This is a genomic window from Pseudomonas sp. S2_C03 (genome assembly GCF_054668405.1).
In genome coordinates this window covers 2101869-2123238 of sequence record NZ_CP162766.1, presented here as the reverse complement: position 1 = coordinate 2123238, position 21370 = coordinate 2101869, and the positions used below count along the sequence as shown (strand labels likewise).

Below are 21370 nucleotides of genomic sequence, written 5' to 3'. Positions count from 1 at the left end.
AGTGGGAGCGTCAGCACATCATGGGTGACCCCGTGGTGGGCGGTAGATAGTTCTTGACCCTGCTGGGTGCCGGATTTTGTCTATGCTCAACAGGCAGACTTCAAGACGAGGGGTTTATGGACGATCCAATCGACAACAAACCGCCGACCTTCTGGCAAATGCTGCACAGCGTCATGGCCGCAGCGTTCGGGGTTCAGAGCGGGAAGAACCGGGCCCGGGATTTTACCCATGGCAAACCCAGTCACTTCGTGATCCTGGGTGTGCTCTTTACGGCGGTATTCGCCCTGTCGCTGTACGGCATCGTGCAACTGGTCCTGTTGCTGGCCGGGGTCTAGCGCATCAGGGTTTGCAGGTTGAATGGATAGCGATACCCGCCAGGCCGCCCTTTGGCGGACATTTTGCGGAAGTCCACGTTGTAATCCGGCTCATCGCCCATGGCCAGCAATCGCTTGGCGGTAGCCGTGTCGATGAGTTGCAGCAGAGGGACCTGTCGATCCCGACCGCCGTATTGGCTGATGTCCACGCCACGGTCGATGTCATGTAACTGCACCAGTGCCCAGCCCCCGAGGGTAAAGTGCCCACCTGTCAGCACGCTCAAGCGTCCCTCCACCTTCGCCAACAGCGCCTCCTTCGAGGTGTTCACCGCACTGAACAGCACGTCCTTGCCGGGCACCTGGCCAGCCTCTGTGTAGGCCTGCATTGCGCCAAAGGCCATTTGATCATTGGCCGACCAGACCAGCGAAACATTCGGGTAGCGATGGCGCAGCAACCTCGCCTGCTCGTACGCCCGCTTATGCGTCCAGCCGCCATAGACCAGTTGCCGCAAACGTACTTCGGGGTGCTCGCCAAGGGCACGCATCATGCCTTTTTCGCGCAGTTGTGCAGACGGCGTGATCTTCAGGCCAGAAAACGCGAGCATTTCGATGGTCTGGCCGGGCGCCACGGGCCGATGCTGGCGAATCAGCTCCTTGGCCATCAGGTAACCACCCTCCTCGTCGTTGGGTACCAGGCTGCCCAGGCGATCCGGGCGCTCGCCCAACAGGCTCATCTGACTGGGCGTCAGCGAGGCATTGACCATGTACAGCTTGACGCCGCTACCCTGCGCAAGACGCATGACCTGCGGGGCGATGTATTCCTCGTTGACGAACATCAGGTAGTCGGGACGATTGGGTCCGTGCAGCGCCTCGCGCGCCTGCGCCACCGTCAGTTCAGGCATGCGCCTGGAGTAGACGATACGCAGGTCAATGCCCAGATCGGTGGCGGCGGCCTGCATGAATTGCGAATAGCTGACCCAGAACGCCTCGTCGACCTCTCCGGGATTGAGGAACAACACCGACTCGGCACGCGCGCCTTGGCCATAACCTGCGCCCAGCACCAGCAGGAAGGTGTAGAAAAACTTCAGCATTGATCGTCCGAGCCCCGAAATTCGCGGCGCATTATAGCCAGCGAATCGTTTTAAAAGGCGCTAATTACGCAGATTGTCCGACAATCTGCGCAACCGGGCCCGGACGGGTCATCTATTGATGGCTCACCCAGAACACCGCAGTGCCCACGACCAGGATGATCAGAAACAGAATGGCCCAAGCGTCGACCGTACTGTCAGGCTTTGAAGCTTTGGTAGGGTTGCTCATTGCATCGCCTCTTGTCGGTTTTGTCGGTGATTGCACGAAGACACGAGCAGAGTAAAGACGACGATTGCCCGCACGACAAATGCGGGTATAGCAATAACAATTCTCGTTAGTCGTTTTGGTTCTTTACATATACTCAAACATCACTTTTGCGCATAACTGCAAACTGGTATCTTGCCCCGGCTCCGTTGGGAGTGCGCGGCCGTGCGCGCAGAATTGCCGAGGCGGTTCGGAGACTTCAGTCAGCGACAAACGCCACTGGATCCGACCAGCCCAGCCTGAGAACAGGACTTATATGTACGTATACGACGAGTACGATCAGCGGATCATCGAGGACCGCGTCAAGCAGTTCCGAGATCAGACCCGACGCTATCTGGCAGGCGAGCTGAGCGAAGAAGAATTCCGCCCCCTGCGCTTGCAGAACGGGCTTTACATTCAGCGTTTCGCACCCATGTTGCGAGTGGCGGTGCCTTACGGCCAGTTGACCTCGCGTCAAGTGCGCATGATCGCCAAGATTGCCCGCGACTACGACAAGGGCTATGCCCACATCAGTACCCGGCAGAACATTCAGTTCAACTGGCCGGCGCTGGAAGACATCCCGGACATTCTCGCCGAACTGGCCACCGTGCAGATGCACGCCATCCAGACAAGCGGCAACTGCCTGCGCAACGTCACCACTGACCAGTTCGCCGGTGTCGCTGCCGACGAACTGATCGACCCGCGCCCATGGTGCGAGATCGTTCGTCAGTGGACCACGTTCCACCCTGAATTCGCCTACCTGCCGCGCAAGTTCAAGATCGCCATCAATGGCTCGACCTCTGACCGCGCCGCCATCGAAGTCCACGACATTGGCCTGGAGCCAGTGCGTAACGCGGCTGGCGAAGTCGGCTTCCGCGTGCTGGTGGGCGGCGGCCTGGGCCGTACCCCGGTGGTCGGTGCGTTCATCAATGAATTCCTGCCGTGGCAAGACCTGTTGAGCTACCTCGACGCCATTCTGCGTGTGTACAACCGCTATGGCCGTCGCGACAACAAGTACAAGGCGCGGATCAAGATTCTGGTCAAGGCGCTCACGCCTGAAGTGTTCGCGCAGAAAGTCGAAGCGGAAATGGAACACCTGCGCGGTGGCCAGACCACGCTGACCGAAGCGGAACTGCATCGCGTCGCCAAGCATTTCGTCGACCCGGATTACAAGGCACTCGACAATGTCGGCGCCGAACTCGCCGAGCTCGACCAGCAGCACCCGGGCTTCGCCCGCTGGCGCACCCGCAACACCCTGGCGCACAAGAAGCCGGGTTATGTGGCCGTTACCCTGTCCCTGAAGCCGACCGGCGTCGCGCCGGGCGACATCACCGACAAGCAGCTCGACGCCGTCGCCGACCTCGCCGAACGCTACAGCTTCGGCCAACTGCGCACGTCCCACGAGCAGAACATCATCCTGGCCGACGTCGAACAAAGCCAGTTGTTCACTCTTTGGGGCGAATTGCGCGAGCAAGGTTTTGCCACACCGAACATCGGCCTGCTGACCGACATCATCTGCTGCCCTGGCGGTGATTTCTGCTCCCTGGCCAACGCCAAGTCGATCCCGATCGCGGAATCGATCCAGCGCCGTTTCGACGACCTGGACTACCTGTTCGACATCGGCGAGCTGGACCTGAACATCTCCGGTTGCATGAACGCCTGTGGTCACCACCACGTCGGCCACATCGGCATCCTCGGCGTGGACAAGAAAGGCGAAGAGTTCTATCAGGTGTCCCTGGGTGGCAGCGGCAGCCGCGATGCCAGCCTGGGCAAGATCCTCGGCCCGTCCTTTGCCCAGGACGACATGCCGGATGTGATCTCCAAACTGATCGACGTGTACGTCGAACAACGTACCGATGAAGAGCGTTTCATCGACACCTATCAGCGCATCGGTATCGACCTCTTCAAGGAGCGCGTCTATGCAGCGAATCATTAAGAACAACGAAGTCGTCGACGAAACCTGGCACCTGCTGCCCAAGGATTTCAACATCGACGAAATCAGCAACTGCGACGACTACATCGTGCCGCTGCAGTTGTGGCGTGAGCACGGCCGCATGCTCCTGGCCCGCGATGGCGGGCTGGGTGTGTGGTTGGACGCTGACGAAGAAGCCGAGGAAATCGGTGAAGACGCCAATAAGTTCCAGGTCATCGCCCTGAACTTCCCGGCCTTCACCGACGGTCGCAACTACTCCAACGCCCGACTGCTGCGTGACCGTTATGGTTTCAAGGGCGAGCTGCGGGCGATTGGCGATGTACTGCGCGATCAACTGTTCTACCTGCATCGTTGCGGGTTCGACGCCTTCGCCTTGCGCGCCGACAAAGACCCGTACGAAGCCCTTGAAAGCCTCAAGGACTTCTCGGTGACCTATCAGGCCGCCACTGACGAACCGCTGCCGCTGTTCCGTCGCCGCTAGCGAGCCTGCTCGCGATGGTGGTCAACGATGACGCGGGATGCCTGACACCCCGCGTTGCCCCGGCTTCCATCGCGAGCAAGCTCGCTCCTACAGGGGAATGCGGGCATCTGTGGGAGCGAGCCTGCTCGCAATGGTGGTCAACGATGATGCGGGTTGCCTGGCACACAGCGGCGCTCTCACGTCCATCGCGAGCAAGCTCGCTCCTGCAGTTGTTGCTGGGTCAGGGTTCGCCTGGTTCGACTGGGAACGGTCGTCCCAAAGCCACCCAATCGCGGTGCACCCGGGCTCGGTCTTCCAGTGCGGAAAACACGGAGTACGGATTGTCAAAGATCCCTGTCGGCACGGGTATCCCTTGCGTCAATCGCCGCCATAATTCATGCGAAGCATCGGCTTCAGACAGCAGTTCCCAGACACGCGTCTGTAGCTCCAGATAACTGATCTGGAAATCGGCCGTGAGGGTCAATGCGTTGATTGCCGCCAGAAATCGGTTGCCACGCGGCTTGAGCAGCAACCGTTGCCAGAGCTGCAACCTGGCCTCCCGCTGCCCGCCTTCGATCCCGTCCAACCAGCCTGCCGCCTCTGAGTAATGCAGCGAAGGTGAACTCAACCACAGGTTGAGTCCCGTTTGTCGGCGGTGCAAAACCAGCCGATGCAGCGTGTCTTGATCGGTGATGGGGTTGTTCCACAGCAGCACGCGGTCCCTGGAAATGGCCTGATTGAGAATCGCCTGTGGTACTCGACGGATCCGGTTATTGCGCAGATCCAGCAACGTCATGTGCGGCTGATCCCGAATGCCGATAGGACACCGGTCAATACCGGTATTGTTGAGCCTGAGCACTTGTAACTGGTCCATGCCGATGACCACCGGAGGCACCGCCAGCGGATTGTCACTCAGGTCCAGCGATTGTAGATTCACCAGGCTACTGAACAGCCCGGCATTGTCCTCGCTGAAGGTCAGGTGAGTCAGTCGAAGATTCAGTGAAGTCAGGTGCTGCAACTGAGCAATGGTGGACGGCACTGCCCCCCGAAACACTCCGGTAGCGTCAGCTATTCGCAGATCGGTCTTCTCCAGCGTCAAGGTACGCAGGTTTGGGAAGGCCTCGAGAAAGCCGTCCAGGCTCTCCCGGTCAATCATTTGCAGGTTTTGCATCTTCAACCCGATGACATCGTTGAAACGAATATTCAGCGACGGCAAACAGTGAAAATCCTCGTTGTTCATGTCCATCGTGAAACCGTCCGTGGCATTTCCCGAATAATGGCTGCCGGCTTCGGGCGCGCGCTTCTGCAGGATGGCAATCAACTCATCACCCAGTTCGCCCCGGCTGTCGCGCTCATAATCGATCGTGTCTTGCACCCGCTGGGCGTTCCATTGCGCGAGTTCTGCGTCGGTCATACCCGCCGTACCGGGATCGCCCATGTGCAAGAAGTGAACATCCATGTCGTCGATGTCCACGGCCACCCTCTCCAGCCAAACCTCCAGATCCTCATACAGTTGCAGGAACTGCTGCTTGGTCCTGTCGATGTAAGCCTGGGCTGTCCCGCCCAGTTGCAGCAGAAGCGCATCGATTTCCTCGCGGGTCATCGTCGGGTACAGGTCCTTGATCTGCGATTGCATCATGGCATGGGTCAAGGCCCTGCCCTGAGGCGTGTCGGGATAGCCGCCCCCGCGCAGTCCCTGTGCCTCAAAAGGCAAACCCGAGTCCATTCGACCCAGGCCCAGGGCCAGCGCCGGCCGGGGTAACGGCTGCCGACCGACCCTCAGGCGCAACTCGTTGCCAGCACCCTCGGGCGGCAGACTCAACACCGTTCGTTCTTCCGGGGACAGAACGCCTGCAACGGCGTCGTACAGGTTTGCAGCCCCTGCGCCCGAGGGTGACAGGCTGAAGGGTTGATAGCCCTGCGCGACCTTGATCAGTCGACGGCAATCGAGCGTATCGAGCGGGCCGATGCGATCCAATACCCGACCGGTGCTGAAACCGTCGTGAATTTCGATGCGCACGCCTTTGGGCCACCCGGGCAAACTTTCCAGCGAATGAAGCGCCAGGATGTCCGTCTCGGGGCACACGATCGAACGCAGATAAAGGCCTTCATAAACCCGATTGAGGCGCACATGTTGCTGGTACTGGCGAGCCTTGCCGTCCAGTTGCTTGAACAGGCGCTTGGCCTGCGCGCCGTCCACCGCAGCAGTGAAGTCAAAACCGCAACGGTCGAACATTTGCTCCACCACCGCGCTGGGCAGATCGGGATATTGCCGCTGAAACAGGCGCACCCCTTCATGTTCACTCGTTTGCATTGCCTGGTAGCGGCGATTGAACAACTGGCTACGCGCAGCGGCTGACTCGGTGAGCCCGGCGACTTCCTGATCGAGACGAAAACGCGCCAGGGTGTCTGCCAGCATCGGCGTTGGTGGGCGCCCGGCCTGGATCACTCGCAGCATGTCGTTGCCTACGTCACTCACCTTGGCGATCTGCGAAAGCACCTCCTCGCTGAAGGTCCCCAGCGGTGCGACGATACCGCTCAACAGATCGGTGCGCGTTTGCGCAGTGTTCAGGATCGGGTCAGATACCACCTCTGCGGTGCCTGGCTCACGGAGGCTCTCGCCCGCCGTTGTGCCCTCACGTCCCAGCGAAGCCACCTCCACCGCCAATGGCAGTGCATTGAGCAAACCGAACACCGTGCGAACCACGCCCTGGGAACGCTCGCTGGCGGTTTGACCTTCGAGCGCCTGGTCCAGGCCCACTCCTGCGTCGATCAGCCCCATGAGCGCCAGGACCCCCTCGCCCCCTGGAACAAACAACGCCAGCGGGCCGAACCGGTTGGCCCATTGCACGATCGGCTCGACTACGGCGCTCAGATTGTCGCGATTGACCTGGGCGTCACTGCGAATGGTTTTGACGCTGGCCTGGGCTGCCTGTTTCATGCTCAGCACCAGTTGCGCAAAGGGATCCGTGCCCTTGGGCGGCAACTCAAAACCAATGTAATCGGCCGGATCCCAGTAACCATCGTTGTTGAAGAAGCCGGCCTCCTTGCCCAATCGATGCTGCTGCGGATAAATCGCCAGCCCCTCGAGCGCGGTGACGACTCCGGCGTGAAAAGTGCCATCGCGGCGATCCTCCTCGGCGAAGTGCGCCGCCAGTGCCTGGCGGGCTGCGTCAGCCTTGCCCTGCGCCACAATCCATCGACGCAGGTGCCTGGCATCGATGAACTCATGCAGCGGAGACGAGTTGCCCGGGATGTACATCAGCAGCCGGCCACTGCTGCGTTCGCAGTAGCACCAGATATCCGTGGCGATGTAGCGGTAGATCTTGAGTCGGCTGACCTGGATATCGGCGGTCAGGCGTGTCGACGCTTGCAATTGCGCCATGGTCAGTTGGCCCCAGGTTTGCCCCGGCGCCAGCCCTGCCGCACTCATTGCCAGTGCCATGCCCTTGTCGGACAGGCAGTGCTCACGATGCTGTAACCACGCACTCATGACAAAAGCTGCCTTGGTCGAGGTGCGCAGGTCATAGGCCGTGCTCCCCAGTATCGTCTCGTCCGAGGGCCAGGTTATGTCGACGTACGCTTGATACCGCTCATCGAAGAACAGCTGCCACACCCATTGCTTGAAATCGGCAGGCCTCAGGTCGAGCTGCGTTTGCGGTTCATAGACCTGGGGATCAGCATGCCGGTAGATGCCTTCATACGTGCGGTGGTCATCAGTCGGCGGCGGTGCTTGCATCAGACGCACCACCGGACCCACATCGGGCGGCGTATAAAACCCGAAAGCACTTTCGCCAAAACGACCGTCGCCTACGGTCTGGTAGTTGGACAACAGCACCTGCACCAGCGACTGGGATAGGGCGACGTGTCCCACATGACTGCCGTCCGGCTCGGCGCGTAGCCAGTAATCGTAATGCAGGGTGACCAGTTGCGTCGTTTGCGGATCGAGGGCCGCCCCCCACTTCTCCCGGATCAACTGTTCGGCAAGCTGGGCGGGATTTTTGGGTAACGCGCTGTCGATCAGCCTGCGCAATTCATCGCGCAGGCCAAGAGGCAGTTGGGTATTCGTGTTCACATCCATGTTGAACGACCTTGAAACTGATAAGAGCCCTCAGCTTAAGGTCGAATTTTTGATGGAAAAAGCGCAAATGGCCGATGGTTGAGCGCTAGAAAACAACAGGATTGAGAGACGTTAAAACAGATATGTACCGCACCGGGTCCTGTGCGGGCATGCGCCGACAGGACCCTCGTGACAGTTACCAGAAACGTTGCTGGGTCAGACGGCTCCACCAGCTCGACAGCACGCGATCGACCGAACCGCTGGCTGCCATGCCGATACGTTCCTGCAAGCTTTTGCGCTCGGCGAAATGCAGGTGGTAAACCTCGGATTTCCTCGCACGCTCGGCCAAGTACTCGTCGCTGGTTTTCAGCTCATCGACCAGTTGTTTGTCCAATGCGGCCACACCCAGCCAGATTTCACCGGTGGCGACTTCGTCGATGGCCAGTTGAGGGCGATAGCGCGCCACGAAGTTCTTGAACAATTGATGAGTGATGTCCAGGTCTTCCTGGAACTTTTCGCGGCCCTTCTCGGTGTTTTCGCCAAACACGGTGAGGGTGCGCTTGTACTCGCCGGCCGTCAGCACTTCAAAGTCGATGTCGTGCTTTTTCAACAGGCGGTTGACGTTGGGCAACTGCGCGACCACACCTATTGAACCCAGGATCGCGAACGGCGCGCTGATGATCTTCTCGCCGATGCACGCCATCATGTAGCCGCCGCTGGCCGCGACCTTGTCGATGCACACGGTCAGCGGCACACCGGCGTCGCGGATGCGCGCCAACTGCGACGATGCCAGCCCGTAGCTGTGGACCATGCCGCCACCGCTTTCAAGGCGCAACACCACTTCATCCTTGGGCGTCGCCAGGGTCAGCAACGCGGTGATTTCGTGGCGAAGGCTTTCCGTCGCCGAAGCCTTGATGTCACCGTCGAAATCCAGGACGAACACCCGTGGCTTGCTTTCCGGGTTCTTCTTTTGCTTCTTGTCGGTCTTGGCCTCGGCCTTGCGCAGGGCCTTGAGCTGATCCTTGTCCAGCAAGGTTTGTTCCAGGCGCTCACGCAGCCCTTTGTAGAAATCGTTGAGCTTGCTCACTTGCAACTGGCCGGTCGATTTTCGTCGACCCTTGGTGCGCAATGCCGCAAAACTGGCCAGAACCACCAGGATGGCGATTACCAGTGTCACGGTCTTGGCCAGGAAAACCGCGTATTCGGTCAAAAACTCCACAGGGACTCCTTCAATACGATGCGCAGCACAACGCGCGCGGGATGGCACCAGCATACCCATGCGCCGGCCATGGGGCCAGCCGGGAAACCTTTGGCAACAGGCCTGTAACGAGCATTTCAAACAAGCGTATGTTTTTTCATTGACAGCTCACCCTCATCCTCATAACCTCGCCGAACCTTCAACGTACCGGGACGACGCGGACGTGGGCAGTATTTATCTGATTCGACATGGCCAGGCCTCCTTTGGTGCAGACGATTACGACGTCCTGTCGCCGACCGGTATCCGCCAGGCAGAAGTCCTCGGCCAACACCTGGCTGAACTGGGCCTGAGCCTTGATCGCTGCGTTTCGGGCGACCTGCGCCGCCAGCAACATACCGCCAGCAGCGCACTGGAACAGTTCGCCGCCGTGGGCCTGCGAGTGCCGATCGTCGAAACTGATGCGGCCTTCAATGAATTCGATGCCGACGCCGTTATCCGAGCCCTGCTGCCGGCCATGCTCGACGAGGAACCCCAAGCGCTGGACATCCTGCGTAACGCCGCTCAGAACCGTGCCGAATTCCAGCGCATTTTCGCCCTGATCATCGAGCGCTGGCTGGCCGGCACCTATGACACCCCGGGCCTGGAAAGCTGGCTGGGTTTTGTCGAACGGGTCCACGCCGGCCTGCACCGAATCCTGGACAACGCCGACAACACCCAGAAGATCGCTGTATTTACTTCCGGCGGCACCATCACCGCCCTGCTCCACCTGATTACCCAAATGCCTGCCCGCCAGGCATTTGAACTCAATTGGCAAATCGTCAACACCTCGCTCAACCATCTGAAGTTCCGTGGTCGCGAGGTGGCACTGGCTTCTTTCAACAGTCATGCGCACCTGCAACTGTTGAAAGCCCCGGAACTCATCACTTTCCGCTGAGTCCGGACTACTGTGACCCTGGCTGTAATCAACCCAAAAAGGATCGAACCATGACCTCCGTAGCTGATGCCGTACAAGCAATGAAAGCCAAGTTCAACCCAGCCGCTGCTGCCGGTCTGGACCTGGTCTTCGGTTTTCGCATCGACGAGACCAAGAACTTCTCGCTGATCGTCAAGGACAGCACCTGCGAACTGAAAGAAGGCGAGAACCCTGACGCCCAGGTGACCCTGGTGATGGACGGCGAAACTCTGGAAGGCATCGTCAGCGGCGAAACCGACGGCATGCAAGCCTTCATGGGCGGCAAGCTGCGCGCCGAAGGTGACATGATGCTGGCCATGAAACTGTCCGAGTTGTTCCCGGCGTAAGATTGCCGCGAAAGCCTACGAAACCCGCCCCTGTGGCGGGTTTTGTCGTTTTGCAGTGCCCCATGTCTCGCCATCGCGAGCAAGCTCGCTCCTACAGAGGGATGGTCTTACAATGCCAGCACTTTACCGACTGGCCGCCCCATGGATATCGATCTCGCTCGCACCTTTCTGGAAATCGTTCGTCACGGCAGCCTTGCTGCCGCTGCCGAAAAGCTCCACGTCACCCAGACCGCGATCACCGCGCGGGTTCAGAAGCTCGAAAGTCAACTGGGCAGCACCCTGTTCGTGCGCAATCGCGCCGGCGCACGCCTTACGCCCAACGGCGAAGCCTTTGTGGTGTATGCCAACCAATTGGTAGAAACCTGGGAAGCGGCGCGGCGCGATTTGCCGCTGCCCGAGGGTTATCACGACGTGCTGCACATCGGTGGCGAGGTCAGCCTGTGCAACCCGTTGATGCTCAGTTGGGCCGGTGAACTGCGCGAAAAAATCCCCAGCCATGCCCTGCGCATGGAGATCCGCGACGGCGAAAACCTGCTGCGGCAACTGGAACTGGGCGTGCTGGACGCGGCATTGGTCTATCAGCCGGAGTATTGGCCGCGCCTGCAAGTGGAGCAGGTGCTGGAAGAAAAACTCATCCTGGTGCGCCAGCCCGGTCGCGAGTCGCCTTACGTCTACATCGACTGGGGCCAGGACTTCCGGCGTCAGCACGATGCTGCGCTGCCCGAGAAAGCCAAGGCAGCCCTGAGTTTCAACCTCGGCCCACTGGCCTTGCAGTACATTCTGGAGAACGGTGGCAGCGGCTACTTCCGGACCCGCGTGGTGCAGAGCTACCTGCAAAGTGGCGTCCTGGAACAGGTGCCCAAGTCTCCCGAATTCAGCTACCCGACTTACCTCGTCTATTCCCGCGACCGTGACTCGGTGACCCTGCAACGGGCGTTCGATCTGCTTCGTGAAGTGATCCGTTCCGACGATGACTGGTCGCAACGCTGGAATCCACTGACCTGATACACCGGAACATGGCGTTTGTGTCCCCACAAGTTCGGCCCTGCGAGTGCGCAGAGATCGGCTAATCTGCTGGGATAACAAAAAACGCAGGTGAATGCAGTGAGGCAGACCACCGAAGCATTTCGCAGCCGCTACCGGGCGGCCATCCATCCCCGTTACAACCCTTGGCTGCATGGCACCTTTGTGTTGCTGTTCGGGGTATTGGCCATCACTGCATTCTGGAGCAACGTGCATCAGGTGCAGGTTCTGCAATGGCTGGCGGTGCCCGCGACCTTATTGCTGTTCAATCTGGGCGTGTACTGCGTGCATCGTCACCTGGGGCATCACAAGAAAAGCTTCGCTCGCCTGTTCTATGCGCGCCATGCCGGTGACCACCATAGTTTTTTTGCCCCCGGCAGCATGGCGTACGACAGCGCCCGGGACTGGCGCGTGATCCTCTTTCCAGCCTGGCTGGTCGTGGTGCACACGCTGCTCATCAGCCTGCCGATCTGGTGGCTGCTGCAACTGTTCGATGCCAACGTCGCCGGTCTCGTCGCTGGCTTTCTGGTACTCGGTTACCTGGCCTATGAGGTGTTCCACGCCTGTGAACACCTGCCACACTCCATCCCGCTGACGCGCTGGCCCTGGATTCGCCAGATGCGCCGCCTGCATGAACTGCATCACCGTCGCGAACTGATGCAGGAGCGCAACTTCAACATCGTTTTCCCCCTGATGGACTATCTGTTCGGCACCCTCTACTGGGAGCCCGAACCCACCTGCCCGGACACGACGAGAATGCCCATGACCCGCATGCAGCATCACATCAGCATCGCCGGCAACCCGATTGCCGTACTCGCCTACGCCAGCACCGTGACCCTTTGGCCGCAGTGGCATCCCTCATCCCTGAAGATTGAAGGCCCCGACGGCGCCCTGCACGCCGGTGCCCGGTTCGAGGAAGACATACGCGCCGGCGGTCGCGATGGGCATCTGAGCTGGGTGGTCACCGAGTATCTGCCCGGCCGCCGCTGGTGTGCGCGTGCCCAGGGCGATAACGATTTGTCGCTGCTGCTGACTTACGAATGCGCGGCCGCAGGCGACGGCACGGAGTTTGTCCGCACCTTGGAGTATCAGTTCAGTGGCCTGGCGCTGCGGGTCGCCAATCATCTGCTGCTCAAAGGGCGCATCGATCGGGAGTCCGCTGCGTCTCTGATTGCCTTGCGCAACGCGGTCGAGAAACACCTGGACCCGGCAGGAGTCACCGCGTGAGGCGAACCATCAGGATTCATCATCTGGTGCTGTCGGTGTTCGTTGCCATTGTCGCGTTTTTGCTGCTGATGCCGACCAAGGTGCAACCGGTGGCCTGGACGCCGCCCCCGGCGCCATCGCTCACCAGTGGCCCCTATGCCGACAACCAAAGGCTCAAGGGTCTTGAGCGCGTGGGTGCCGACGGTATCGACGGGCCGGAGGCACTGCTGCTGGAGAACGACGCGCTGATCACCGGCCTGCATGACGGCCGGCTGATCCGCACCACCCTCGACGGCAAGACCACCAAGCTGCTGGCCGACACGGGCGGTCGGCCCCTGGGTCTGGCACGTCACCCCAACGGCTTGCTGGTGATCGCCGACGCGGTCAAGGGTCTGCTGTCGCTGGACGCACAAGGAAGGCTGGTGGCGTTGACCACCACGGCCAATGGCGTGCCCTTCGGCTTTACCGACGATGTGGCTATCGACAAGCACGGGCATTACGCCTATTTCAGCGACGCCTCCAGCCGCTTCGGTTACGGCCACGACGGTGAGGCCATCATCGAACACGGCGGCGACGGGCGCCTGCTGCGTTATGACTTCCAGACCGGTAAAACCGCAGTGCTGCTGGACAAGCTGGAATTCGCCAACGGCGTGACCCTGGGCCCGGACGATGCGTTTGTGCTGGTCAATGAAACCGGCGCCTACCGCATCACCCGCTACTGGCTAAGCGGGCCGAAGGCCGGTACTCACGACCTGCTCATCGACAATCTGCCGGGGTTGCCGGACAACCTGGCGTTCAATGGCCGAGACCGCTTCTGGGTAGCGCTGTATGCACCTCGCAACGCTCTGCTGGATGCCACGGCGCCGCATCCGTTCTTGCGCAAGGTGATCACGCGCGCGCTGCTGGTGCTGCCCAAGCCGGTGGAGAAACGCGGGTTTGCGCTGGGGCTGGATGTGGAAGGCAAGGTGATCGCCAACCTGCAGGACGGCAGCAGCGACAGTTACTCGCCGATTACCACTGTGCGTGAGTATGGGGAGTGGTTGTATTTCGGTTCGTTGAAAGAGCTGCAGATGGCACGGTTGCCGTTGAGCACAGCATTGAAGGATTAACGCAGATCCTATGGTGGGAGCAGGCTTGCCCGCGAAAGCGGTTTTCAGTCTCGACATGCGCAAGCTGACACACCGTCTTCGCGGGCAAGCCCGCTCCCACAGGGGGTTTAGCGGCGATCGCCGTGCCCATCACGATCAACATCAGTCCCGTCATCCTCCCTCAAGGGAATTGCCCCTTCATCGTTGGGCAACTCATCGACGCCCGGTTCGTCTTCGGGATGGGTCGTCGTATGCGACGGGCTCAAAGGCTGGGGATCGGTGGGAATGGGGTCGTAGCCGCCCTGCTCTTCGCTGGGAAATTTAGGGTCGTTCATGGGGCACCTCGCATGGAGCCGAGAAATCGGACTCTGATCATTCGAGGTGCCGGAATTTACTGCCGTTCCAATTTTTCAGTCACCGCCTGTCGGTGGCTGAAGCCCTGTCTCAGGATGTTTTCAGAAGCTGGTCGACAATCTTGTCTTTGACAAGCAGACGCTTTTCCTTGAGCTTTTTCAGTTCGTCATCACTGGGGGCATCCGACTTGGCGCTTTCAGCCTCTACCACTTCGGCGTCCGCCTGCGAATACTTGGTGAGCAGTGAATCCAGTAATGGATCCTGGGTGCGTCTTTGCTGGATATCTTCCTTGGTACGATTCAAGTCCGCATAAAGATTGTGTGGCACCGGCATGGAACACCTCCGTTTGTTGATCGAAAGCAAACGCGATCGATTGCGTTCGCCCAACCATCAGAATGGCCTTGGTCTACGGGTTCTGTCGACCTTCAATCAGACAAGCGGTGTCCGTTCGTCGCCGTTTGGCAAAACCGATCAAACCTTTGCCCGCTCGTCGGCCTCCACATTTTTACGATCAACAGATCGCCAAAAAACCAGTGTGGAGAATGACCAATGGACGGATTTACCCTGCGCAATATCGCTCTGGCAGTCGCCCTGAGCACCAGCATGGGCGCGGCGTTTGCTGCCACTTCCAATGACTTCGTCGACAACGCGGCTGCTGGCGGCATCGCGGAGATCGAAACCAGTCGTCTTGCTCTGGAGAAAAGCCAATCGGCGGACATCAAGACGTTCGCCAACATGATGATCACCGACCATTCCAAGGCGAACGATGAACTGGCCGCCATCGCCAAGAAAAATGACATCGAGGTGCCAGACACCACGACCCTGGTGAAACAGGCCAAGGAAAAAATCCTCGACATGCGCGACGAATCGTTCGACGCCGCCTACGCCAACAATCAGGTGAAGGCCCACGAGGAAACCATCGAGCTGTTCAAGAAAGAAGCCAATACGGTCACCGACGACAAAGCCAAAGGTTCCGCGGAGCTCAAAGGCTTCGCGCAGAAGATGCTGCCAGGGCTGGAGAAGCATCTCGAGATGGCGAAAAAACTGCAGGCGGCTCACCCGAGCAAATAACCCGCCGCCCCTTCAGGGCTGTTCAAGGGCATTAACAAGGGGCCGTGTTCAAGTTGAAGGCGGCCCCTTTTTTACATCCGCCACTATCCCCCATCCGTATCGATATCCGCATCGGTGTCTTCGCTGGGCGCAGGCCGATCGGGATCAGGCTTGAAGCCCGGACTGAATTCGTTGTCGTTATCGCTGTGATGTTGCTTCTGGTCTACCGAGTCATCGGCGCTTTCCGGTTCCGGGGTGTGTCCGTTGTCTTGGTCTTTCATATCTACCTCGTTCGTCACTGGCTTCAGGCTACGGCAGCAATCGGCCCTGTAGGTTGGAAACCCCCGACGGATCAGGGTTCCATCTGATGGCAGATTGAGGTCAAATGGGCGCAGTTTTGCGCGGTGCCCGCTACAGTACTTGTGCGTCGACGGAAATAATCCTGCCGGGACGAACAACTATTTCTACACGCAAATGTCATTGATCAGCGCCGGTCGTTTTTTGGGGAATCGGCGTACATATCCCAGGAGTCAACGCACATGGCAGCACTGCAGACCAGCACACTCGAAGCACTGAAAAAAGACCAGGCGCAATTACTTGCCAACTGGTACAGCAGTCTTGAAGCGAGTGGCGCCACGCGCAACCTCAAGGAACAAGAGGTCAAGCAGCAGACCTCTGATTTTTTGCAACTGATCATCGCCGGCCTCGACGCAGGTAATGGCAGCAACGTCGCCGCCTCCGGCTGGGACGAGATTCGCCAGTTCCTGGAAAAGCTCTCGCGCAGTCGCGCCCTGCTCGGACAAAACTCGCAGCAAACCGCCAACTTCATCTTCGCCTTCAAGGGCCCGCTCTTCGCCGCGTTGCAAAATCACTATCAGGACAATCCCAGCTTGTTGGCCGAACAACTGCTGGAACTGTCCGAGTTGCTCGACAGCCTCGGGATGCACACGATCCGCACCTTCCAGGAGTCGCGCGAGGCGGTGATCAAGCGCCAACAGGAAGAACTGCTGGAGTTGTCTACGCCCGTCGTCAAATTGTGGGACGGTGTATTGGCGTTGCCAATGATCGGCACCCTGGACTCGCAGCGCACCCAGGTGGTGATGGAATCGCTGTTGCAACGCATCGTCGACACGGGTTCGGAAATCGCCATCATCGACATCACCGGTGTGCCCACCGTGGACACCCTGGTCGCCCAGCACCTGCTCAAGACCGTGACCGCCATTCGCCTGATGGGCGCTGACTGCATCATCAGCGGCGTACGTCCGCAGATCGCCCAGACCATCGTGCACCTGGGTCTGGACCTGCAAGGCGTTGTGACGAAAGCCAACCTGGCGGACGCCTTGAAACTCGCCTTGTCGCGCCTGGGGCTGACCCTCACCAAGGCGGGCTGAAGCCATGGAACGCATTCCGATTTTGCAAATGGGCGACTTCCTGCTGGTGACCATTCAGGTCGACATGCATGACCAGCTGGCGTTGACTCTGCAAGAGGACCTTTCAGAGCGCATCAGCAGAACCTCTGCGCGCGGCGTGCTGATCGATATTTCAGCGCTGGACATGGTGGACTCGTTCATCGGCCGCATGATCGGCACCATCTCCGGATTGTCCCGGATCATGGATGCGCAGACGGTACTGGTGGGCATGCAACCGGCGGTCGCCATCACCCTGGTAGAACTGGGCATGACCCTGCCAGGGGTAAGCACCGCATTGAATGTCGAGCGTGGGATGAAGCTGCTTCAGGACTGGGTAAGCAACCAATGACCGTACGCAGCAGCGGCACCCATCCGATCCATATCGAACAAGATGTCGTTCTGGCGCGCCAACTGACACGCAAACTGGCCACCGAATGCGGCATGCGCCTGATCGACCTGACCAAACTGGTCACGGCCGTCAGCGAACTGGCCCGTAACACCATGGTGTACGGCGGCGGCGGTGACATGGACTGGCAAATCATCGAGGAAAACGCGCGCACCGGTGTTCGCCTGGTATTTCGCGATGAAGGACCTGGCATCCCGGACATCAAGCTCGCCATGACCGATGGCTGGACGTCGGGCAATGGTCTGGGCCTGGGCCTGACCGGCGCCAAACGATTGGTCGAAGAGTTCGAGCTGGACACCGCGCCCGGCCAAGGCACACGCATCACGATTACGCGATGGACATGAATATCTCCGGTTCACTGACCCAGGTGCTGTTGATTGAAGACAGCAGCCAGATCGGTCACGCCCGACGCACTGCCCAGCAGTTGGCGGAGAAAAACGGCTTCGACGCGACCGATGCAGGGCGGGTGGCGCTGGTGGCCACCGAGCTTGCCAGCAATATTCTCAAACACGCGACCCATGGCGAGCTGCACCTTCGGGTGCTGCCCCGTGCGTCGGGCGCAGGGATCGAGATACTCGCCGTTGACCGTGCCGCCGGGTTTGACGTGGATGCCTGTCTGGCGGACGGGTTTTCCACCCGAGGGACCCAGGGCATCGGCCTGGGCGCCGTGTTCCGCCAGACCGAAGTGTTCGATGTGTACGCCGATTCACGCGGCACGGTACTGTTGACGCGCCTGTACCCGCGCACCGACAACGCACCCGATCCACGGTTCGGTGTCAGCCACCACTCACTGCATGATGATCCCGCGTGCGGCGATACCTGGCATCTGACCTATGACGGCTCGAACATCAGCGCGCTGGTGATCGATGGCCTGGGCCATGGTGAAGAAGCCGAAGAAGCGGCGCGTGCCGGTGAGAAAGCATTCAACCACTTGCCATTCGCGTCCCCGACACTGCTCTTGCAAGACCTTCACGAAGCCATGACCGGAACGAGGGGCGGCGCGGTGGCCATCGCGCAATTCGATGGCGACAGCCTGCGCTTCGTCGGTATCGGCAACATCGGCGCCACCCTGATCGGCCCGGAAAAATCCCGAGGCCTGGCCTCCCACCCCGGCATCGTCGGCGGGCAATACCGGAAAGCCCAACCCTTTGACTATGCTCAAGTGAATGGACACCTGTTGATCATGTACAGCGACGGCCTGCAATCGCGTTGGAACCTGCAAGATTACCCCGGCCTGGTGCACCGCCACCCTGCCGTGATCGCCGCCATCCTGCACCGCGATTTCTGCCGTGGACGTGATGACGTCACGGTGTTGGTCGTTGCTCTGGAGACAGCCCATGGCTGATACACACCTGAGTCAGATCGACGAACAGGCCGCCCAGGTGGCACGGCTGCAAAGTGAGTGCGACGCCCTGCGGGCTGAACTGGATGAAACCAACCAGGGCGTTTTGGCACTTTACGGCGAGCTGGACATGCAGGCCGAACAACTGCGCCAGGCATCGGACCTCAAAAGCCGCTTCCTGTCTTATATGAGTCACGAGTTTCGCACGCCACTGGGCTCGATCCTCAGCATCGCCAGTCTGTTGACCGACGAGCTCGACGGACCGCTAAGCCCGGAGCAACACAAGCAGGTGAACTTCGTCAGCAATGCGGCGCGGGAATTGAGCGACATGGTCGACGATCTGCTCGACCTGGCAAAGATCGAAGCCGGGCGTATTTCGATCTCGGCGGCCTGGTTCGATATGTTCGACCTGTTTGCCGCGCTGCGCGGCATGTTCCGGCCCATCGTCGATGCGAGCGCCGTTGACCTGATATTCGAGGAACCGGTGGGTCTCCCGAGGTTGTATACCGATGACAAGAAACTCGGGCAGATCCTGCGCAACTTCATTTCCAACTCGCTGAAGTTCACCACCCGTGGCGAAGTCCGCGTCTCGGCGAGCCTGGAGTGCAGTGACCGGATCCGGTTCGCGGTGACCGACACCGGCATCGGTATCGCGCCCGAGCTGCATGGTGCATTGTTCGAGGATTTCTCCCAGGTCGACTCGCCCCTGCAGAAACGTCTGCGTGGCACAGGTCTGGGGCTGTCGCTGTGCAAACGCTTCGCCGAGCTGCTCGGCGGTGAGGTGGGGCTGGAGAGTACGCCAGGGGTCGGTTCGACCTTCTATGTGATCATACCGCTGGCCCTCGCCACGGAGTCCGCCGATGAAACGTGACATGCGTTTGCTGATAGTCGACGACAACGTCGCCACCCGCTACGCCTTGCGCAGGCGCCTGGAGCGGCATGGCTACATCGTCCTCGAAGCCGGAACCGGCGGTGAAGGCCTGGCCCTGATCCACAGCGAAACCTTCGACGCGCTGATCCTCGACGTCAACCTGCCGGACATGAGCGGCTTCGACATCGTGCGCAAATTGCGCTCGGAACCTGCCACCGCCCTGCTCCCGGTCATCCACGTATCAGCGGCCTCGATTCAGTCCGGCGACATCATCACAGGCCTGGACGCCGGTGCCGATGCCTACCTGATTCATCCGGTCGACCCGGATGTGTTGCTGGCCACCCTGCGCACGCTGCTGCGCGTGCGCGACACCGAAAATGCGTTGCGCGAAAGCGAGGCGCGCTTTCGCGAGATCTTCACCAACATCTCCGCGCCGATTGCCGTGCTCGATGCGCAACTCAAGGTGCACGAGTGCAACCATGCGTTTGCCCGGCTGATCCAGGACAATCGCGACCCGCAGGCCTTGCGCGAATGCTTCGCCGACCAGCAGGACGCCATTGTCGATGAGTTGCGCCTGCGACTGAGCGTCGGTGAACGCTGGAAAGGCACGTTGAACATGCGGGTCGAAGGTGAGCTGCGCGAAACCGAGTGGCAGATTTCGCCCTACCGCACACCGGCATTGAGCCTGGTGTTTGTCGAGGACGTCACCGAGCATCGGCACCGCGAGCGCTCGCACCTGGCCAGGCTGGACGACGCCACCTCGCAACTCGAGACCGAAATCGCCTCGCGGGTCCGCACCGAAGCCCAACTGCTGCAAGTGCAGAAGATGGACGCGCTGGGCAAGTTGACCGGCGGCATTGCCCATGACTTCAATAACCTGCTGACCGGCATCATCACGAGCCTGGAGCTGATCCAGAAACGCATGGCCGATTCGCGTCCGGAAAAAGTCGAATTCTATGCCGGCGCAGCCCTTAGCTCGGCGCGCAGCGCTGCTTCCCTGACGCACCGACTGCTGGCCTTCGCCCGGCAGCAACCGCTCAACACCCGGCCGGTGGATATCAACGACCATATTCGCTCCCTCGAAGAGTTGTTGAGGCGCACCATCGGCGAGCACATCACGTTAAGGCTCGAACTGACCTCCAAGACGGCGATTGCCCTCGTGGACCCCATTCAGCTGGAAAGCGCGGTGTTGAACCTGGTCATCAACGCCCGCGATGCCTTGCCCCAGGGCGGCAATATCTGGGTCAGCACCTACGCAGCGTATTCCCACGGTGATCCGAAACTGACCGATGGCGCCTACGTGGCACTGGCCGTGCGTGATGACGGTACGGGTATCGAGCATCACGTGATCGACAAGGTGTTCGACCCGTTTTTCACCACCAAGCCGCTGGGCCAGGGCACCGGCCTGGGATTGTCGAGTATCTACGGCTTCGCCCGGCAATCGGGCGGCGACGCGCACATTCGCAGCGTGGCGCGACGCGGCACCGAAGTGACCATCATGCTGCCCGCCAGCAGCGACCCGACTACGGTGGAGGAAGAATCGCCAGTGGTTGAAGTGCCCGGTTGCGGCGAGCACATCCTGATTGTCGAGGACATGGCATCAGTGCGCATGTTCGTCGCCGAGGTGCTGGTGGACGCCGGTTACCGCTGCACGCAAGCCGGTGATGTCGAAAGCGCCCTGGAACGCTTGCAAAACGACCCGTCGATCGATCTGATGCTGAGCGACGTTGGGCTGCCACGCATGAACGGCCGCGAACTGGCCGATGTCGCCCGCGGCTGGCGCGAAGGCTTGCCGATCCTGTTCATGACCGGTTATGCCGAAAATGCCCTTAATCGCCAGGTGTTCCTGGGCGATGGCATGGACATGCTGGTCAAGCCGTTCCAGATCAGTGAGCTGCTGGACAAGGTTCGCCGCAGCATCGACGGGGCCTGACAGATCGAATCGCGGGCAAGCCCGCTCCCACAATGGTTGACGGGTGCCCTTGTGGGAGCGGGCTTGCTCGCGATGAGGCCGGCTGACCCACC

Annotated in this window: 21 protein-coding genes; 15 read left to right on the top strand and 6 right to left on the bottom strand. The window is 60.2% G+C overall.

Annotation, left to right across the window (positions count from 1 at the left end):
- Nucleotides 1-116 precede the first annotated feature (116 nt).
- Nucleotides 117-335, top strand: a complete 219-nt coding sequence (locus tag AB4N64_RS09740; RefSeq protein WP_460124743.1) for a DUF2970 domain-containing protein — start codon at nucleotides 117-119, stop codon at nucleotides 333-335.
- Here AB4N64_RS09740 and AB4N64_RS09735 read toward each other — a convergent pair.
- Nucleotides 332-1405 carry an ABC transporter substrate-binding protein gene (locus AB4N64_RS09735; protein WP_460124741.1) on the bottom strand — a complete coding sequence of 358 codons (1074 nt, stop codon included), beginning with the start codon at nucleotides 1403-1405 and terminating at the stop codon, nucleotides 332-334. The two genes, AB4N64_RS09740 and AB4N64_RS09735, sit on opposite strands and share 4 nt — an antisense overlap.
- A gap of 518 nt (nucleotides 1406-1923) precedes the next feature.
- Here AB4N64_RS09735 and AB4N64_RS09730 point away from each other — a divergent pair.
- Nucleotides 1924-3582 carry a nitrite/sulfite reductase gene (locus AB4N64_RS09730; protein ID WP_460124738.1) on the top strand — a complete coding sequence of 553 codons (1659 nt, stop codon included), beginning with the start codon at nucleotides 1924-1926 and terminating at the stop codon, nucleotides 3580-3582.
- Nucleotides 3566-4060: a DUF934 domain-containing protein gene (locus tag AB4N64_RS09725; RefSeq protein ID WP_460124735.1), complete on the top strand. Its 495-nt coding sequence runs from the start codon at nucleotides 3566-3568 to the stop codon at nucleotides 4058-4060. The genes AB4N64_RS09730 and AB4N64_RS09725 overlap by 17 nt, the downstream gene beginning before the upstream one ends.
- 220 nt (nucleotides 4061-4280) lie before the next feature.
- On the opposite strand, the gene AB4N64_RS09720 is transcribed toward AB4N64_RS09725, so the two are convergent.
- Both AB4N64_RS09720 and sohB read right to left on the bottom strand, forming a co-directional pair.
- The gene (locus AB4N64_RS09720) at nucleotides 4281-8120 is read right to left on the bottom strand and encodes a leucine-rich repeat domain-containing protein (protein WP_460124732.1); all 3840 of its coding nucleotides are present in this window, start codon (nucleotides 8118-8120) and stop codon (nucleotides 4281-4283) included.
- A gap of 175 nt (nucleotides 8121-8295) precedes the next feature.
- On the bottom strand, nucleotides 8296-9318 hold the full coding sequence (gene sohB, locus AB4N64_RS09715; protein WP_460124729.1) for a protease SohB: 1023 nt from the start codon (nucleotides 9316-9318) through the stop codon (nucleotides 8296-8298).
- Nucleotides 9319-9520: 202 nt separating this feature from the next.
- Here sohB and AB4N64_RS09710 point away from each other — a divergent pair, with 202 nt between their 5' ends.
- The 5 genes from AB4N64_RS09710 (at nucleotide 9521) to AB4N64_RS09690 (ending at nucleotide 13934) form a co-directional block, all read left to right on the top strand.
- A complete protein-coding gene (locus AB4N64_RS09710) occupies nucleotides 9521-10231 on the top strand; it encodes a histidine phosphatase family protein (protein WP_460124726.1) in 711 nt (236 codons plus the stop codon).
- Nucleotides 10232-10281: 50 nt separating this feature from the next.
- Nucleotides 10282-10596, top strand: coding sequence for an SCP2 sterol-binding domain-containing protein (locus tag AB4N64_RS09705; protein WP_460124723.1), 315 nt, complete (start codon nucleotides 10282-10284; stop codon nucleotides 10594-10596).
- 141 nt (nucleotides 10597-10737) lie between these two features.
- Nucleotides 10738-11601 (top strand): LysR family transcriptional regulator, encoded by an 864-nt coding sequence (locus tag AB4N64_RS09700; RefSeq protein ID WP_460124720.1) that lies wholly within the window; start codon nucleotides 10738-10740, stop codon nucleotides 11599-11601.
- A 99-nt stretch (nucleotides 11602-11700) separates the two neighbouring features.
- Nucleotides 11701-12846, top strand: a complete 1146-nt coding sequence (locus AB4N64_RS09695; RefSeq protein ID WP_460124717.1) for a sterol desaturase/SRPBCC family protein — start codon at nucleotides 11701-11703, stop codon at nucleotides 12844-12846.
- The gene (locus tag AB4N64_RS09690) at nucleotides 12843-13934 is read left to right on the top strand and encodes an SMP-30/gluconolactonase/LRE family protein (protein ID WP_460124714.1); all 1092 of its coding nucleotides are present in this window, start codon (nucleotides 12843-12845) and stop codon (nucleotides 13932-13934) included. The genes AB4N64_RS09695 and AB4N64_RS09690 overlap by 4 nt, the downstream gene beginning before the upstream one ends.
- A gap of 107 nt (nucleotides 13935-14041) precedes the next feature.
- Here AB4N64_RS09690 and AB4N64_RS09685 read toward each other — a convergent pair whose 3' ends face one another.
- The gene (locus AB4N64_RS09685; RefSeq protein WP_460124711.1) at nucleotides 14042-14248 is read right to left on the bottom strand and encodes a hypothetical protein; all 207 of its coding nucleotides are present in this window, start codon (nucleotides 14246-14248) and stop codon (nucleotides 14042-14044) included.
- A gap of 109 nt (nucleotides 14249-14357) precedes the next feature.
- A complete protein-coding gene (locus AB4N64_RS09680) occupies nucleotides 14358-14600 on the bottom strand; it encodes a DUF465 domain-containing protein (protein ID WP_460124708.1) in 243 nt (80 codons plus the stop codon).
- 216 nt (nucleotides 14601-14816) lie between these two features.
- Between AB4N64_RS09680 and AB4N64_RS09675 the strand changes: the two genes are divergently transcribed.
- Complete coding sequence (locus tag AB4N64_RS09675; RefSeq protein ID WP_460124705.1) at nucleotides 14817-15338, top strand: DUF4142 domain-containing protein; 522 nt, start codon at nucleotides 14817-14819, stop codon at nucleotides 15336-15338.
- Nucleotides 15339-15421: 83 nt separating this feature from the next.
- Here the strand turns inward: AB4N64_RS09675 and AB4N64_RS09670 are convergent, their stop codons facing one another.
- Complete coding sequence (locus AB4N64_RS09670; RefSeq protein WP_460126906.1) at nucleotides 15422-15598, bottom strand: hypothetical protein; 177 nt, start codon at nucleotides 15596-15598, stop codon at nucleotides 15422-15424.
- A 258-nt stretch (nucleotides 15599-15856) separates the two neighbouring features.
- Here AB4N64_RS09670 and AB4N64_RS09665 point away from each other — a divergent pair, with 258 nt between their 5' ends.
- From AB4N64_RS09665 to AB4N64_RS09640, 6 genes are read left to right on the top strand one after another with little or no spacing between them, the layout of a single operon-like run.
- The gene (locus tag AB4N64_RS09665; protein WP_460124703.1) at nucleotides 15857-16708 is read left to right on the top strand and encodes an STAS domain-containing protein; all 852 of its coding nucleotides are present in this window, start codon (nucleotides 15857-15859) and stop codon (nucleotides 16706-16708) included.
- Nucleotides 16709-16712: 4 nt separating this feature from the next.
- Nucleotides 16713-17075: an STAS domain-containing protein gene (locus AB4N64_RS09660; RefSeq protein WP_460124700.1), complete on the top strand. Its 363-nt coding sequence runs from the start codon at nucleotides 16713-16715 to the stop codon at nucleotides 17073-17075.
- Complete coding sequence (locus tag AB4N64_RS09655) at nucleotides 17072-17476, top strand: anti-sigma regulatory factor (RefSeq protein WP_460124697.1); 405 nt, start codon at nucleotides 17072-17074, stop codon at nucleotides 17474-17476. The genes AB4N64_RS09660 and AB4N64_RS09655 overlap by 4 nt, the downstream gene beginning before the upstream one ends.
- Nucleotides 17473-18477 (top strand): ATP-binding protein, encoded by a 1005-nt coding sequence (locus AB4N64_RS09650; protein WP_460126691.1) that lies wholly within the window; start codon nucleotides 17473-17475, stop codon nucleotides 18475-18477. The genes AB4N64_RS09655 and AB4N64_RS09650 overlap by 4 nt, the downstream gene beginning before the upstream one ends.
- Nucleotides 18470-19345: a sensor histidine kinase gene (locus tag AB4N64_RS09645; protein WP_460124694.1), complete on the top strand. Its 876-nt coding sequence runs from the start codon at nucleotides 18470-18472 to the stop codon at nucleotides 19343-19345. Before AB4N64_RS09650 ends, AB4N64_RS09645 begins: the two co-directional genes overlap by 8 nt.
- Nucleotides 19335-21278 carry a response regulator gene (locus AB4N64_RS09640; RefSeq protein ID WP_460124691.1) on the top strand — a complete coding sequence of 648 codons (1944 nt, stop codon included), beginning with the start codon at nucleotides 19335-19337 and terminating at the stop codon, nucleotides 21276-21278. Before AB4N64_RS09645 ends, AB4N64_RS09640 begins: the two co-directional genes overlap by 11 nt.
- Nucleotides 21279-21370 lie beyond the last annotated feature (92 nt).

Coding starts and splice junctions, on each gene's coding strand:
- AB4N64_RS09660 (WP_460124700.1), top strand. CDS start 16,713: ATGGAACGCATTCCGATTTTGCAAATGGGCGACTTCCTGCTGGTGACC.
- AB4N64_RS09720 (WP_460124732.1), bottom strand. CDS start 8,120: ATGGATGTGAACACGAATACCCAACTGCCTCTTGGCCTGCGCGATGAA.
- AB4N64_RS09730 (WP_460124738.1), top strand. CDS start 1,924: ATGTACGTATACGACGAGTACGATCAGCGGATCATCGAGGACCGCGTC.
- AB4N64_RS09645 (WP_460124694.1), top strand. CDS start 18,470: ATGGCTGATACACACCTGAGTCAGATCGACGAACAGGCCGCCCAGGTG.
- AB4N64_RS09680 (WP_460124708.1), bottom strand. CDS start 14,600: ATGCCGGTGCCACACAATCTTTATGCGGACTTGAATCGTACCAAGGAA.
- AB4N64_RS09735 (WP_460124741.1), bottom strand. CDS start 1,405: ATGCTGAAGTTTTTCTACACCTTCCTGCTGGTGCTGGGCGCAGGTTAT.
- AB4N64_RS09640 (WP_460124691.1), top strand. CDS start 19,335: ATGAAACGTGACATGCGTTTGCTGATAGTCGACGACAACGTCGCCACC.
- AB4N64_RS09675 (WP_460124705.1), top strand. CDS start 14,817: ATGGACGGATTTACCCTGCGCAATATCGCTCTGGCAGTCGCCCTGAGC.
- AB4N64_RS09705 (WP_460124723.1), top strand. CDS start 10,282: ATGACCTCCGTAGCTGATGCCGTACAAGCAATGAAAGCCAAGTTCAAC.
- AB4N64_RS09700 (WP_460124720.1), top strand. CDS start 10,738: ATGGATATCGATCTCGCTCGCACCTTTCTGGAAATCGTTCGTCACGGC.
- AB4N64_RS09740 (WP_460124743.1), top strand. CDS start 117: ATGGACGATCCAATCGACAACAAACCGCCGACCTTCTGGCAAATGCTG.
- AB4N64_RS09685 (WP_460124711.1), bottom strand. CDS start 14,248: ATGAACGACCCTAAATTTCCCAGCGAAGAGCAGGGCGGCTACGACCCC.
- AB4N64_RS09725 (WP_460124735.1), top strand. CDS start 3,566: ATGCAGCGAATCATTAAGAACAACGAAGTCGTCGACGAAACCTGGCAC.
- AB4N64_RS09665 (WP_460124703.1), top strand. CDS start 15,857: ATGGCAGCACTGCAGACCAGCACACTCGAAGCACTGAAAAAAGACCAG.
- AB4N64_RS09655 (WP_460124697.1), top strand. CDS start 17,072: ATGACCGTACGCAGCAGCGGCACCCATCCGATCCATATCGAACAAGAT.
- AB4N64_RS09650 (WP_460126691.1), top strand. CDS start 17,473: ATGAATATCTCCGGTTCACTGACCCAGGTGCTGTTGATTGAAGACAGC.
- AB4N64_RS09670 (WP_460126906.1), bottom strand. CDS start 15,598: ATGAAAGACCAAGACAACGGACACACCCCGGAACCGGAAAGCGCCGAT.